Genomic DNA, 15,707 nt, shown 5'->3' on the forward strand with positions numbered 1-15,707 from the left:
ATGGAAGAAGGCTTGCGCTTTGCGATTCGTGAAGGTGGCCGAACAGTTGGTGCCGGTGTGGTTGCTAAAGTTATCGCTTAAAGTTTTGTAGGCCAGTAGCTCAATTGGTAGAGTATCGGTCTCCAAAACCGAGGGTTGGGGGTTCGAGACCCTCCTGGCCTGCCAAAAAACAGACTAATCGGCCATAGGTCGGTTAGTCTTTTTTGTATTAATAAAAAGGTGGTTGTATGGACAACAAAACATCGAAAGATGTGGGAGCCAAAACCAAAGCACAATTAAAAGCTGAAGCTAAGCAACAACAGCAACTGGAAATCAAGCGTAATAAACGTTTTGATTTTCTTAAATACACCTTTTCAGCCATACTGATTGCTGCAGGTATTCTGGCATTCTATACTTTGGATGCGCAATTACCGCTTTACATTCGTTATTTATTTCCTTTAATCGGCGTAGTAGCGGCCATTGTAATCGTATTTTTCTGGAGTACGGGCGGTCGTGAACTGACTGCCTATGTGCGCGATTGTGTGTCAGAAGCCAGAAAAGTAGTATGGCCTGAGCGCAATGAAGCATTGCGCATGACCCTGTTTGTACTGATATTTGTAGCTGTCTTGTCTTTATTTATTTGGGGTGTTGACAGCCTGATTTCATGGTTGTTGTTCGACATCTTTATGAAGAGGAGTTAAACATGGCAAAACAGTGGTATGTAGTACACGCTTATTCCGGTTTTGAAAAAAATGTTCAGAAAACCCTGAAAGAACGGATAGAACGTGAAGGAATGGGTGATTATTTTGGTCAGATACTGGTGCCGGTTGAAGAGGTAGTAGATATAAAAAATGGGCGCCGCAGTATTACTGAGCGTAAATTTTTCCCTGGTTACGTTCTGGTCGAAATGGACATGACTGATGCTTCATGGCATCTGGTCAAAAATACCCCGCGCGTTACTGGATTTATTGGTGGTACCGCTAATAAACCTTTGCCTATATCTGCTCGCGAAGTTGATGCTATTCTCCATCAGGTACAAAGTGGTGTAGAAAAACCGAAACCTAAAGTTTTATTTGATGTGGGTCAGCAGGTACGCGTCAATGAAGGTCCATTTAAAGACTTTAATGGTGTCGTCGAAGAAGTTAATTACGAACGCAATAAATTGCGCGTTGCTGTACAGATATTCGGTCGTGAAACACCAGTAGAATTGGAATTTTCTCAAGTAGAAAAAATTTAACTGTAAAAAATACAACACGAATAAACCTGTGCTTGTAAGGGAAAGAAATTTTCTTTATAATCACGGGTCTTGCTTTTGGGGAGCAGTATTAACTGCGTCATACCCGTTTATTTGGAGTTTAAACAAGTGGCAAAAAAAATTGTAGGCTACATCAAACTGCAGATTCCTGCAGGTAAAGCCAATCCATCTCCTCCGGTTGGCCCGGCTTTGGGTCAGCGCGGCCTGAATATCATGGAATTCTGTAAAGCATTCAATGCAGCTACGCAGAATGTAGAACCTGGCTTGCCGGTTCCGGTAGTGATTACTGCTTTTGCAGATAAATCATTTACCTTCGTGATGAAAACCCCGCCGGCATCTATTTTGCTGAAAAAAGCAGCTGGATTGCAAAAAGGCAGCTCTAACCCTCTAACACAAAAAGTGGGTAAGGTAACTCGTGCTCAGCTGGAAGAAATTGCTAAGGCTAAAGAACCTGATTTAACTGCTGCTGATTTGGACGCAGCGGTACGCACCATCGCTGGTAGCGCCCGTTCAATGGGTTTAGATGTGGAGGGTGTGTAAATGGCAAAACTTTCTAAACGTATGCAGGCTATCCGTGCTGCTGTAGAAACCAACAAATTGTACGCCATTGATGAAGCATTGAATCTGGTTAAAGCCAATGCTACTGCTAAATTTGATGAATCTATTGATGTATCCTTTAATCTGGGCGTGGATGCTCGTAAATCTGATCAGGTAATCCGTGGTTCAGTGGTATTACCTAAAGGTACCGGTAAAACCGTGCGCGTTGCGGTATTCACTCAAGGTGCTAATGCTGAAGCAGCTAAGGCAGCTGGTGCTGACGTAGTAGGCTTTGATGATTTGGCTGCTGAAGTTAAAGCGGGTAATCTGAATTTTGATGTGGTAATTGCTTCACCAGATGCCATGCGTGTAGTTGGTCAGCTGGGTACCATTCTAGGTCCTCGTGGCCTGATGCCGAATCCTAAAGTAGGTACTGTTACCCCGAATGTGGCCGAAGCAGTGAAAAATGCTAAAGCTGGTCAGGTGCAGTATCGTACTGATAAAGCAGGTATTGTGCATGCTACTATTGGACGTGCTTCTTTCGAAGCTGCTGATTTGCGTGAAAACTTTAATGCATTGCTAGATGCTATTGTAAAAGCTAAACCGGCAGCAGCTAAAGGTCAATATCTGCGTAAAATTGCAGTTTCTAGCACTATGGGTGCTGGCCTGCGTGTTGACAGTGCTTCTGTAACTAATTAAGCAGTAAATATATAGTTATTGGCAGTCTGAATCAATTTTAGGCTGCCATCTAAATTCATATAAATGGTATGCATTTATATGTCGGGCTACTTAGAAATAAGTAGATGTCCAAGACCGTAGGGAATCTGTGCAAATTGTATAGATTTTAAAAATGTACCCTACGCAGACGGTAGTCCCAGATAATCTTAAGTAAGTGTGCTTACGGATGTCTTTTTGGGTTGCCGCGCTGGGTGGAGTAATACGCGTATTACTCTGTTTAAAAAACAGTGGGAGGTAGACCTTGAGTCTCAATATTGAAACCAAGCAAGCAGCCGTAGCCGAAATCGTAGCAGCCATTGCTAACGCTCAAACTATGGTTATTGCCGAGTATCGTGGTATCAGTGTTGCCAGCATGACCGAACTGCGTGCCAATGCCCGTAAAGCAGGTGTATATCTGCATGTATTGAAAAATACATTGGCTCGTCGCGCTGTAGAAGGTACTTCATTTGCCGGATTAGCTGACCAGATGGTTGGTCCGTTGGTTTATGCGGTTTCTGAAGACCCGGTAGCTGCTGCAAAAGTACTGCACCAGTTCTCAAAAAAAGATGAAAAAATCGTATTGAAAGCAGGTTCATATAATGGTGACTTGCTGGACGTTGCTCAGGTAGCAGAGCTTGCTTCTATACCGAGCCGCGACGAATTGCTGGCCAAATTGCTGGGTATTATGCAAGCACCTGTTTCTGGCTTTGCCCGTGCACTGGCTGCTTTGGCCGAGAAAAAAACCGGCGAAGAAGCTGCATAATTTTCATCCTCTATATATTTAAATTTACATTCTCAATTATTGGAGTTTAATAGCATGGCTATTACTAAAGAAGACATCCTGGAAGCAGTTGGTAACCTGACCGTAATGGAATTGAACGACCTGGTTAAAGCTTTTGAAGAAAAATTTGGTGTATCTGCAGCTGCTTTGGCTGTTGCTGGTGGCGGTGCTGCCGGTGGTGCTGCTGCCGCTGAAGAAAAAACTGAATTTGATGTAGTATTGACTTCTGCTGGTGCACAAAAAGTTGGCGTGATTAAAGTGGTTCGTGCCATCACTGGCTTGGGTCTGAAAGAAGCTAAAGACTTGGTAGATGGCGCACCTAAAACCCTTAAAGAAGGTGTATCTCAGGCTGAAGCTGACGATATCAAAAAACAACTGGAAGAAGCCGGCGCTTCTGTCGAAATTAAGTAATTTCAGTTGTGCTTTACAGGCTGGTAGCTTAGGCTACCAGCCTGCTTTCGCTTGTCTACCTAAAGTGAAATTTTATAAATATTTACATAAATAGCCATTATTTACTTAATTTTACCTTGTTAGTTTGGCTAATTGCCTGAGTATTTATAAAACCTTACTTGCCAAACCTCCCTACTGGAGACTGTTCATGTCCTACTCTTTTACTGAAAAAAAACGCATCCGTAAAAGCTTTGCCAAACGCGCCAATGTATTGGAAGTGCCGTTTTTATTGGCTACGCAGTTGGATTCTTATACACAGTTTTTGCAGATGGAAACGCCTTTTGACCAACGCGCCGACATGGGTCTTCAGGCGGCATTCCAGTCTATTTTTCCGATTATCAGTCATAACGGTTACGCACGTCTTGAATTCACGCATTATGTTTTAGGCGAGCCATTATTTGATATTCCTGAATGTCAATTACGCGGTATTACCTATGCTGCTCCATTACGAGCTCGTATCCGTCTAGTTATCTTGGACAAAGAGTCATCTAAACCGAATGTCGTAAAAGAAGTACGTGAAAATGAAGTTTACATGGGTGAAATACCATTGATGACACCGAGTGGTTCGTTCATCATCAATGGTACTGAGCGTGTGATTGTGTCACAGTTGCACCGTTCGCCTGGGGTATTCTTTGAGCACGACCGTGGTAAATCACATTCGTCCGGTAAGTTACTGTTTTCAGCTCGAATTATTCCTTACCGTGGTTCATGGTTAGATTTTGAATTCGATCCAAAAGACCTGCTGTATTTCCGTATCGACCGTCGTCGCAAGATGCCGGTAACGATTTTGCTTAAAGCATTGGGTTTCACGCCAGAACAGATTCTAAACATGTTCTATGATCGTGAAAGCTACCATCTGTCTAAAGATGGCGTGCATACTAATTTGATTCCATCTCGTCTAAAAGGTGAAACTGCTAAATTTGATTTAGTCGACAAAGATGGCAAAGTATTGGTGCAGAAAGGCAAACGCATCAATGCTAAAAATATTCGTGATATTGTTGCCGCTGATATTAAATGGTTAGAAGTTGAACCAGAAAGCCTGATAGGTAAGGTGCTGGCTACAGATGTCATCGTGCCGGATACTGGAGAAGTGCTAGCCAAAACCAACGATGAAATCACTGAAGAATTACTGGCTCAGTTTGATATTCAAGGAGTTAAGGAAATTTCTACTCTCTATATCAATGATCTGGATCAGGGGGGCTATGTATCCAATACTCTGCGTACGGATGAAACCGATGGGCAGCAGGCTGCACGCATTGCCATTTACCGCATGATGCGGCCTGGTGAACCGCCAACCGAAGATGCCGTTGAAGCATTATTTAACCGTTTGTTCTTCAACGAAGACAGTTATGATTTATCTCGTGTCGGCCGGATGAAATTCAATACCCGTACTTATCAGCAGAAACTGCTGGAAGCACAACAAGAATCCTGGTATGGCCGTCTGATGACACAGACTTTTGCTGATGCCGATAAAGAAGGCAATCATGTGCTGACTGTTCCGGATATCGTTTCAGTCATTGCCACGTTGGTTGAACTGCGCAATGGTCATGGTGAAGTCGATGATATCGATCATCTGGGTAATCGTCGTGTGCGCTCCGTTGGCGAGCTGGCCGAAAATCAGTTTCGCAGTGGTCTGTCACGTGTAGAACGAGCTGTAAAAGAGCGTTTGAATCAGGCTGAATCCGAAAATCTGATGCCGCACGATTTGATTAACGCTAAGCCTGTATCTGCTGCGATAAAAGAATTTTTTGGATCCAGCCAGTTATCCCAGTTTATGGATCAGACCAATCCACTGTCTGAAATTACGCATAAGCGCCGTGTTTCTGCACTGGGTCCGGGTGGTCTGACGCGTGAACGTGCCGGCTTTGAAGTACGTGACGTACATCCGACTCATTATGGCCGCGTGTGTCCGATTGAAACACCGGAAGGTCCGAACATTGGCTTGATTAACTCTCTGGCTGTCTATGCGCGTACCAATAAATACGGTTTCTTGGAAACCCCTTATCGTCGCGTTGTGGATGGTAAAGTAACTAATGATATTGACTACCTGTCTGCTATCGAAGAAGGTCGTTTTGTTATTGCTCAGGCCAATGCTGATTTAGATAATGAAGGTCGCATTATTGGTGATCTGGTTACCTGTCGTGAAAAAGGTGAAACCATTATGGCCACCCCTGACCGCGTACAATATATGGACGTGGCGACAGGGCAGGTAGTTTCCGTGGCAGCTTCATTGATTCCATTCCTGGAGCACGATGACGCGAACCGTGCCTTGATGGGTGCCAACATGCAACGTCAGGCAGTTCCTTGTCTGCGGGCAGAAAAACCATTGGTGGGTACCGGTATTGAGCGCTCTGTTGCGATTGACAGTGCGACTGCTATTGCCGCCAGCCGTGGTGGTGTCGTTGAATACGTTGATGCCAACCGTGTGGTAGTACGCGTTAACGACGACGAAGCCACTGCTGGTGAAGTGGGTGTGGATATTTACAATCTGGTGAAATTCACCCGTTCTAACCAGTCAACCAACATTAACCAGCGTCCGGCCGTACAGAAAGGCGACGTGATTGCCCGTGGTGATGTGATTGCCGACGGGGCATCAACCGATTTGGGCGAATTGGCACTGGGTCAGAACATGACCATCGCCTTCATGCCTTGGAATGGTTACAACTATGAAGACTCGATTCTGATTTCAGAACGGGTGGTAGCTGGTGACCGCTATACTTCTATTCATATTGAAGAATTGAATGTGGTATCACGTGACACCAAGCTGGGTGCTGAAGAAATTACCCGTGATATTCCGAATTTATCCGAACGTATGCAGAATCGTCTGGATGAATCCGGTATTGTGTACATCGGCGCTGAAGTCGAAGCCGGTGACGTACTGGTGGGTAAAGTGACACCTAAAGGTGAAACCCAGCTGACACCAGAAGAAAAACTGCTGCGTGCCATTTTTGGTGAAAAAGCCAGTGATGTTAAAGATACTTCGCTGCGTATGCCTACCGGTATGAGCGGTACCGTGATTGACGTGCAGGTATTTACCCGTGAAGGCATTGAACGCGATAAACGTGCTAAAGCCATTATTGATGCTGAGCTCAAACGCTATCGCCAGAACCTGACTGACCAGTTGCGTATTTTCAATGACGATGCTTTTGACCGTATCGAACGCTTAATTTTGGGTCAGAAAGTAAATGGTGGTCCGCTGAAGCTGGCTAAAGGTAGTGAAGTGACTAAAGACTACCTAGCCTCATTGCCTAGTCGCCATGACTGGTTTGATATTCGTCTAAGCGATGAAAGCATCGCCAAACAGGTAGAACTGATTAAAGAAAGTTTGCAGGCCAAACACGAAGAATCAGATGCCCAATACGAAATCAAGAAGAAAAAACTGACGCAAGGTGATGAACTGCAACCGGGTGTGCAGAAGATGGTTAAGGTATTTATCGCCATCAAACGCCGCCTGAAAGCTGGTGACAAGATGGCCGGTCGTCACGGTAATAAAGGTGTGGTATCTCGCATTCTGCCAGTTGAAGACATGCCGTATATGGCTGACGGCCGTTCAGTGGACATTGTGCTGAATCCACTGGGTGTACCAAGCCGTATGAACATTGGTCAGATTCTGGAAGTGCATTTAGGTTGGGCTGCCAAAGGTATCGGTGAACGCATCGACCGCATGCTGACCGAAAAACGTGCTGCTGATGAAGTTCGTGCTTTCCTTGAGAAGGTATACAACAGCAGTGGTAAGAAAGAAGATTTGTCTCAGTTTAATGATGAAGAAATCATCAATCTGGCTCAACATCTGCGTAAAGGGATGACTGTAGCCACCCCTGTATTTGATGGTGCGGAAGAATCCGAAATCAAAAACATGCTGGCACTGGCCTATCCTGAAGACGATCCGGAAATCCAGAAACTGGGCTTTAACGATACCCGCACGCAGATGACCCTGTACGATGGTCGTACTGGTGAAGCTTTTGACCGTAAGGTCACCGTGGGTGTGATGCATTACCTCAAACTGCACCATTTGGTGGATGAAAAAATGCATGCCCGTTCAACTGGTCCGTACAGTCTGGTGACACAACAGCCGCTGGGTGGTAAAGCTCAGTTTGGTGGTCAGCGTTTTGGTGAGATGGAGGTATGGGCACTGGAAGCTTATGGTGCCGCTTATACCCTGCAGGAAATGTTAACTGTGAAATCAGATGACGTGAATGGTCGCACCAAAATGTACGAAAACATTGTTAAAGGCGAATACAAAATCGATGCCGGTATGCCGGAATCTTTCAATGTGTTGTTGAAGGAAATTCGCTCTTTGGGCTTGGATATGGATTTGGAACGTTATTAACCGACACCGGTCGCATGCAGTAGCTGCTACTGCATGCGGCATCGTCAGGAGCAAATATGAAAGCTTTATCAGACTTATTTAATCCGCTGCAAAATGCCAGTGCCGAAGAAGAATTTGACGCGATCAAAATCGGTATTGCATCGCCGGATACCATTCGTTCTTGGTCGTACGGTGAAGTGAAAAAGCCGGAAACGATTAACTACCGTACGTTCAAGCCAGAACGTGATGGTCTCTTCTGTGCCAAAATTTTCGGCCCGATCAAAGATTATGAGTGTTTGTGTGGTAAATACAAACGGTTGAAATTCCGCGGGGTAACCTGTGAAAAATGTGGCGTGGAAGTAACCTTGTCCAAAGTGCGTCGCGAGCGCATGGGACATATCGAATTGGCTGCACCCGTAGCGCATATCTGGTTTCTGAAATCGTTGCCATCCCGCTTGGGCATGGTGCTGGATATGACGTTGCGTGATATTGAACGCATTCTGTATTTTGAAGCTTATGTGGTTACAGACCCGGGCTTGACTTCATTGCAACCGCGTCAACTGCTCAGTGAAGAAGAGTACATCAGCAAATATGAAGAGTTTGGCGGTGATTTCGAAGCCAAAATGGGTGCTGAAGGTATCCGTGACCTGTTGCGCGCTATGGATATTGCGCATGAAGTGACGGTATTACGGCAGGAACTGGAATCCACCAGTTCTGATACCAAAATCAAAAAAATCGCTAAACGTTTGAAAGTACTGGAAGCCTTCCAGCGTTCCGGCATGAAGCTGGAATGGATGATTATGGACGTGTTGCCGGTATTGCCACCGGATCTGCGTCCGCTGGTACCGCTGGATGGTGGTCGTTTTGCTACTTCTGACTTGAATGATCTGTATCGCCGTGTCATCAACCGTAATAACCGTTTGAAACGTTTGCTTGAATTGCGTGCACCAGACATCATCGTACGCAATGAAAAACGTATGCTGCAAGAAGCGGTTGATTCACTATTGGATAATGGTCGTCGTGGTAAAGCCATGACCGGAGCCAATAAGCGTCCGTTGAAATCACTGGCCGACATGATTAAAGGTAAGGGCGGTCGTTTCCGTCAAAACTTGCTGGGTAAACGTGTGGATTATTCCGGCCGTTCTGTAATTACAGTAGGTCCGTACCTGCGTCTACACCAGTGTGGTCTGCCGAAAAAAATGGCTTTGGAGCTGTTCAAACCATTTATTTTCCACAAACTGGAACAACTTGACCCAACTGTCACTACCATCAAAAAAGCCAAAAAGATGGTGGAACAGGAAGAACCGATTGTATGGGATATTCTCGAAGATGTGATTCGTGAACATCCAATATTGCTTAACCGTGCACCAACCTTGCACCGTCTGGGTATTCAGGCGTTTGAACCGATTCTGATTGAAGGTAAGGCTATCCAGCTGCATCCATTGGTTTGTACTGCGTTCAATGCTGACTTTGACGGTGACCAGATGGCGGTACACGTACCATTGAGTCTGGAAGCGCAAATGGAAGCACGCACTCTGATGCTGGCTTCTAATAACGTGTTGTCACCAGCCAATGGTGACCCGATTATTGTCCCGTCACAGGATATCGTCTTGGGTCTGTACTACATGACCCGCGACAAAATTAACGGCAAAGGTGAAGGTAGCCTTTTTGCCGATGTGAAAGAAGTTCATCGTGCTTATCAGACCCGTCAGGTTGAGCTCGGAACCAAAATTACCGTTCGTCTGCGCGAATGGGTGAAAAACGGTCAGGATGAGTTTGTGCCCGTGGTAAATCGCTACGAAACCACCGTTGGTCGTGCGTTGCTGTCAGAAATTTTGCCTAAAGGCCTGTCGTTCGAACACATTAACAAAACGCTGAAGAAAAAAGAAATTTCTAAGCTGATTAATGCTTCGTTCCGTCGCTGTGGCTTGCGCGATACTGTCATCTTTGCTGACCATTTGATGTATACCGGTTATGCGTTCTCTACTCGTGCTGGTATCTCCATCTGTGTAGATGACATGCTGGTGCCAGAAAGCAAACCACAGTTGCTGGCTGAAGCCAATGCCGAAGTGAAAGAGATTGAAGACCAGTACCGTCAGGGTTTGGTTACCAACGGCGAACGTTACAACAAAGTTGTCGATATCTGGGGTCGTACCGGTGATAAGATCGCCAAAGCGATGATGGATAATCTGTCTACCCAGAAAGTGGTTGACCGTGACGGCAATTTGGTTGATCAGGAATCCTTCAACTCCATCTACATGATGGCTGACTCTGGTGCCCGTGGTTCTGCGGCGCAGATTAAACAGCTATCTGGTATGCGTGGTTTGATGGCGAAACCAGATGGTTCCATTATTGAAACGCCGATTACATCCAACTTCCGCGAAGGCCTGACCGTATTACAGTACTTTATTTCTACCCACGGTGCGCGTAAGGGTCTGGCTGATACGGCGCTGAAAACCGCTAACTCTGGTTATCTGACTCGCCGTCTGGTCGACGTGACTCAAGATTTGGTGGTGGTTGAAGATGATTGTGGAACCAGTGATGGTTTTGTGATGAAAGCTGTGGTGCAGGGTGGTGATATTATTGAATCCCTGCGTGACCGCGTTCTAGGACGTGTTACTGCTGAAGATGTTGTGGATCCGACCAGTGGCGAAACGCTAGTCGAAGCCGGAACGTTATTGAACGAAAGTCTGGTTGATTTAATCGATAATTCCGGTGTCGATGAAGTCAAAGTGCGCACACCGATTACCTGTAAAACTCGCCATGGCTTGTGTGCCAAATGTTATGGTCGAGATCTGGCACGCGGTAAACTCGTGAATGCCGGTGAATCTGTCGGTGTGATTGCGGCGCAATCCATTGGTGAACCGGGTACCCAGCTGACCATGCGTACCTTCCACATTGGTGGTGCGGCATCTCGAGCTGCTGCAGCCAGCCAGGTAGAAGCCAAATCCGGCGGTACTGTACGTTTCTCAAGCCAGATGCGCTACGTAGCCAACAATAAAGGTGAACTGGTTGTTATTGGTCGTTCATCCGAAATCGTGATTCATGATGATATCGGTCGTGAGCGTGAGCGCCATAAAGTACCTTACGGTGCACTGTTGCAGGTCAAAGATGGCGGCGTAGTTAAAGCTGGTCAGACCCTGGCTACATGGGATCCGCATACCCGTCCGATGATTACTGAATTTGCCGGTCGTGTACGCTTCGAAAATATCGAAGAAGGCGTAACTGTGGCCAAACAGACCGATGATGTAACTGGTTTGTCTACACTGGTGGTGATTGATGGTAAACGTCGTTCTTCTACCCAGTCTAAGCTACTGCGTCCAACCGTTAAGCTATTGGATGAAAAAGGCGAAGAAATTCGCATGGCTGGTAGTGAAACTGCGGTTTCCATGGCCTTCCCGGTAGGTGCGGTGATTACCGTGCGTGAAGGACAGGAAGTCGGTAAAGGTGATGTGCTGGCGCGTATTCCGCAGGCTTCGTCTAAAACCCGTGATATTACCGGTGGTCTGCCGCGTGTGGCCGAGTTGTTCGAGGCGCGCACCCCGAAAGATGTTGGCATGCTGGCTGAGGTAACCGGTACCGTATCCTTTGGTAAGGAAACCAAAGGCAAACAGCGTCTGATTATCACGGATGCAGATGGTGTGGCGTACGAAACCCTGATTTCCAAAGAAAAACAGGTATTGGTACACGATGGTCAGGTGGTGAATCGTGGTGAAGTCATTGTTGATGGTGCGGTAGATCCACACGATATTCTGCGTTTGCAGGGTATTGAAGCGCTGGCGCGCTACATCGTACAGGAAGTACAGGAAGTATATCGCCTGCAGGGTGTGAAGATTTCCGACAAACACATCGAAGTGATTATTCGCCAGATGCTGCGTCGTGTGAACATTGCTGATGCCGGTGACAGCCACTTCATTACTGGTGAGCAGGTTGAGCGTGGTGATGTGATGATTGCCAACGAAAAATTGTTGGCAGAAGGTAAAGAACCGGTGCGTTTCGATAACGTATTGCTGGGTATCACCAAAGCATCGTTGTCTACTGATTCATTTATCTCTGCTGCTTCCTTCCAGGAGACTACCCGAGTTCTGACGGAAGCTGCCATCATGGGTAAACGTGATGATTTACGTGGTCTGAAAGAAAACGTAATTGTGGGTCGTTTGATTCCGGCCGGTACCGGTCTGACTTATCACCGTAGCCGTCGCCAGAAATGGCAGGAGCAAGTGGCGGCTGAAGCGGCAGATAAAGGTGAGTAACCAAAATTGCTGCTGAAAGCTAAAACAAACCGCTGAAAAATTTTCAGCGGTTTGTTTTATGTTTATGGTTTTATATGATTGTTTTTCCAGCAGATATATTGGCACGGTAGCTTGATTATCTTGACTGGGTAATAAATGAAGTGTTAAAATAGCAGCTTTGCCGGCATGGTGTCGGCATGTATTGACTCAACAGGATAAAGAGAAAATATGCCTACTATCAACCAATTGGTACGCAAAGGACGTCAGGCTCCGGTTTACGTCAACAAAGTACCTGCTCTGGAGGCTTGCCCTCAGAAACGTGGCGTATGCACCCGTGTATACACCACCACCCCTAAAAAACCTAACTCAGCTCTGCGTAAAGTATGCAAAGTGCGTCTGACCAACGGATATGAAGTGATTTCATACATCGGTGGTGAAGGCCACAACCTGCAAGAACACAGCGTAGTACTGATTCGCGGTGGTCGTGTAAAAGACTTGCCGGGTGTGCGTTATCACACCGTACGTGGTTCTCTGGACACTGCAGGTGTTAAAGACCGCAAACAGTCCCGTTCTAAATACGGTGCTAAACGTCCTAAATAATTGGACGCATCGGCAGGAAAACTGTCGAGTAAGTGAATATTTACATAAATATTCGTGGGTGAATCCCAGCTGAATAGTTTAAGGAAATTGAAATGCCAAGACGTAGAGAAGTCCCGAAACGTGACATATTGCCAGATCCGAAATTCGGCAGTATCGAATTATCCAAATTCATGAATGTGCTGATGATTGACGGTAAAAAATCTGTGGCTGAACGCATTGTATATGGTGCGCTGGAACAGATTGAAAAGAAAACCGGCAAAGAAGCCATTGAAGTGTTTAACGAAGCCATTGCCAACGCCAAACCGGTTGTAGAAGTAAAAAGCCGTCGTGTCGGTGGTGCAAACTATCAAGTTCCTGTTGAGGTTCGTCCTGCCCGCCGTCTGGCTCTGGCCATGCGCTGGGTACGTGATGCGGCTCGTAAACGCGGCGAAAAATCCATGGATTTGCGTCTGGCTGGTGAATTGATTGATGCGGCAGAAGGCCGCGGCGGTGCATTGAAAAAACGTGAGGAAGTACATCGTATGGCCGAAGCCAACAAAGCCTTCTCTCACTTCCGCTTCTAATGCAGAAAGGCAATTATCGTGGCTCGTAAAACCCCTATTGAGCAATACCGTAATATCGGTATTTCTGCACATATTGATGCTGGTAAAACCACCACTTCAGAACGTATTCTGTTCTACACCGGCATGACTCACAAACTGGGTGAGGTGCATGACGGTGCGGCCACTACTGACTGGATGGAACAGGAACAGGAACGCGGTATTACCATTACCTCGGCTGCTGTAACTACTTTCTGGAAAGGTATGGCTGGCCAGTTTAAAGAACATCGTCTAAATATTATTGATACCCCGGGGCACGTAGATTTTACCGTTGAGGTAGAGCGTTCTATGCGTGTACTGGACGGTGCAGTTATGGTTTACTGTGCTGTAGGTGGTGTACAGCCTCAGTCTGAAACCGTATGGCGCCAAGCCAATAAATACAAAGTGCCTCGTCTGGCTTTCGTCAACAAAATGGACCGTCAGGGCGCTAACTTCTTCCGCGTGGTAGAACAGATGCAAACCCGTCTGCGCGCCAATCCAGTACCGGTTGTGATTCCGGTGGGTGCTGAAGATGGCTTTGAAGGCGTAGTTGATTTGCTGAAAATGCAAGCTATCGTATGGGATGATGCTACTCAGGGTCTGAAATTTGAGTATGCGGATATTCCGGCTGATCTGAAAGACGTAGCTGAAGAATGGCGCGAAAAAATGGTTGAAGCTGCGGCTGAAGCCAACGAAGAACTGATGGAAAAATACCTTGGCGGCGAAGAGCTGAGCGAGGAAGAAATTGTTGCTGCACTGCGTGCACGTACACTGGCTGGCGAAATTCAGCCAGTATTGTGTGGTTCTGCGTTTAAGAACAAGGGTGTACAACGTTTGCTGGACGCTGTGGTTGAATATCTGCCTAGCCCGACGGACATTCCACCCGTTGCAGGTGAAACACCTGACGGTGAAAAAGACAGCCGTAAAGCCAGTGATGATGAGAAATTCTCTGCATTGGCGTTCAAGCTGATGAACGACAAATACGTTGGTCAGCTGACTTTCATCCGTGTGTATTCCGGCGTAGTAAAATCCGGTGATACCGTAGTGAATTCGGTGAAAGGCACCAAAGAACGTATTGGTCGTCTGGTACAGATGAAAGCGAACGACCGCGATGAAATCGAAGAAGTTCGTGCCGGCGACATTGCTGCGGTGATTGGTCTGAAAGATGTGACTACCGGTGAAACTCTGTGTGATACTGATGCGCCGATTATTTTGGAACGCATGGAATTCCCAGAACCTGTAATTCACGTTGCTGTTGAACCGAAAACCAAAGCTGACCAGGAAAAAATGGGTCTGGCTCTGAACCGTTTGGCTAAAGAAGACCCGTCTTTCCGCGTGAAAACTGACGAAGAATCTGGTCAGACCATTATTTCCGGTATGGGTGAATTGCATCTGGAAATTATTGTTGACCGTATGAAACGCGAATTCGGCGTAGAAGCCAATGTGGGTGCTCCACAAGTGGCTTATCGTGAAACCATTCGTAAATCAGTGGAATCCGAAGCTAAATACGTGAAACAGTCTGGTGGTAAAGGTCAGTATGGTCACGTAGTAATCACCATGGAACCTCTGGAACCAGGTGGTGTGAACTACGAATTCATCGACGAGATTAAAGGTGGTGTGATTCCACGCGAATTCATCCCGTCTGTGGATAAAGGTATCCGTGATACCATGACCAACGGTATTTTGGCTGGCTATCCAGTAGTGGATATTCGTGTACGTCTAACATTCGGTTCTTACCATGATGTAGACTCTTCACAAATCGCATTTGAATTAGCCGGTTCTATGGCATTCAAAGACGGTATGCGTAAGGCTTCTCCAGTATTACTGGAGCCAATTATGGCGGTTGAAGTAGAAACACCGGAAGACTACATGGGTGATGTGATGGGTGACCTGAATCGTCGCCGTGGTATCGTACTGGGTATGGATGATGATGGTATCGGCGGCAAGAAAGTTCGTGCCGAAGTACCATTGGCAGAAATGTTCGGTTACTCAACCGATCTGCGTTCCGCTACCCAAGGTCGCGCCACATACTCCATGGAATTCAAAAAATACGCTGAAGCGCCTAACAATGTAGCTGAGCAAGTCATTGCTGCTCGTAAAGGCTAAAGTGTTTATAGATAACCTAGAAGCATGACGCTTTTAGGTTATCATCGTTCTTTAATTGATCTTTATTCAAGGAAACTTAGCTCATGGCTAAAGAAAAATTCGAGCGGAGCAAACCGCACGTAAACGTTGGCACCATTGGTCACGTTGACCATGGTAAAACCAC

The 15,707-nt window shown here is 46.3% G+C and carries 11 protein-coding genes, 1 tRNA gene and 2 pseudogenes; all 14 read left to right on the forward strand.

The window, feature by feature from the left end; translation table 11 throughout:
- Nucleotides 1-81: pseudogene (locus tag J3U75_RS09235) on the forward strand (elongation factor Tu); the annotation flags it as partial.
- 8 nt (nt 82-89) lie between these two features.
- Nucleotides 90-165, forward strand: a tRNA-Trp gene (locus tag J3U75_RS09240).
- Between the two features lie 62 nt (nt 166-227).
- Nucleotides 228-680, forward strand: coding sequence for a preprotein translocase subunit SecE (secE, locus tag J3U75_RS09245; RefSeq protein ID WP_100140813.1), 453 nt, complete (start codon nt 228-230; stop codon nt 678-680).
- A 2-nt stretch (nt 681-682) separates the two neighbouring features.
- Nucleotides 683-1,216 (forward strand): transcription termination/antitermination protein NusG, encoded by a 534-nt coding sequence (gene nusG / locus J3U75_RS09250; RefSeq protein WP_100140812.1) that lies wholly within the window; start codon nt 683-685, stop codon nt 1,214-1,216.
- A gap of 126 nt (nt 1,217-1,342) precedes the next feature.
- A complete protein-coding gene (gene rplK, locus J3U75_RS09255; protein ID WP_037406890.1) occupies nt 1,343-1,774 on the forward strand; it encodes a 50S ribosomal protein L11 in 432 nt (143 codons plus the stop codon).
- A complete protein-coding gene (gene rplA / locus J3U75_RS09260) occupies nt 1,775-2,470 on the forward strand; it encodes a 50S ribosomal protein L1 (protein WP_100140811.1) in 696 nt (231 codons plus the stop codon). It abuts the gene before it with no gap.
- A 280-nt stretch (nt 2,471-2,750) separates the two neighbouring features.
- Nucleotides 2,751-3,251, forward strand: a complete 501-nt coding sequence (gene rplJ, locus J3U75_RS09265; RefSeq protein WP_267391670.1) for a 50S ribosomal protein L10 — start codon at nt 2,751-2,753, stop codon at nt 3,249-3,251.
- Nucleotides 3,252-3,305: 54 nt separating this feature from the next.
- A complete protein-coding gene (gene rplL, locus J3U75_RS09270) occupies nt 3,306-3,680 on the forward strand; it encodes a 50S ribosomal protein L7/L12 (RefSeq protein WP_100140809.1) in 375 nt (124 codons plus the stop codon).
- A 187-nt stretch (nt 3,681-3,867) separates the two neighbouring features.
- Nucleotides 3,868-8,049: a DNA-directed RNA polymerase subunit beta gene (gene rpoB / locus J3U75_RS09275; protein ID WP_267391671.1), complete on the forward strand. Its 4,182-nt coding sequence runs from the start codon at nt 3,868-3,870 to the stop codon at nt 8,047-8,049.
- Nucleotides 8,050-8,105: 56 nt separating this feature from the next.
- Nucleotides 8,106-12,281 (forward strand): DNA-directed RNA polymerase subunit beta', encoded by a 4,176-nt coding sequence (gene rpoC / locus J3U75_RS09280; RefSeq protein ID WP_267391672.1) that lies wholly within the window; start codon nt 8,106-8,108, stop codon nt 12,279-12,281.
- Nucleotides 12,282-12,488: 207 nt separating this feature from the next.
- Entirely contained in the window at nt 12,489-12,860 is a 372-nt protein-coding gene (gene rpsL, locus J3U75_RS09285; RefSeq protein ID WP_025329900.1) for a 30S ribosomal protein S12, read from the forward strand.
- Between the two features lie 92 nt (nt 12,861-12,952).
- Nucleotides 12,953-13,423: a 30S ribosomal protein S7 gene (gene rpsG / locus J3U75_RS09290; protein WP_025329901.1), complete on the forward strand. Its 471-nt coding sequence runs from the start codon at nt 12,953-12,955 to the stop codon at nt 13,421-13,423.
- An 18-nt stretch (nt 13,424-13,441) separates the two neighbouring features.
- Nucleotides 13,442-15,544 carry an elongation factor G gene (gene fusA, locus J3U75_RS09295; RefSeq protein WP_100140806.1) on the forward strand — a complete coding sequence of 701 codons (2,103 nt, stop codon included), beginning with the start codon at nt 13,442-13,444 and terminating at the stop codon, nt 15,542-15,544.
- 83 nt (nt 15,545-15,627) lie between these two features.
- Nucleotides 15,628-15,707: pseudogene (locus J3U75_RS09300) on the forward strand (elongation factor Tu); the annotation flags it as partial.

The organism is Snodgrassella sp. B3088 (assembly GCF_026535815.1).
Classification (GTDB): Bacteria; Pseudomonadota; Gammaproteobacteria; order Burkholderiales; family Neisseriaceae; genus Snodgrassella; species Snodgrassella alvi_E.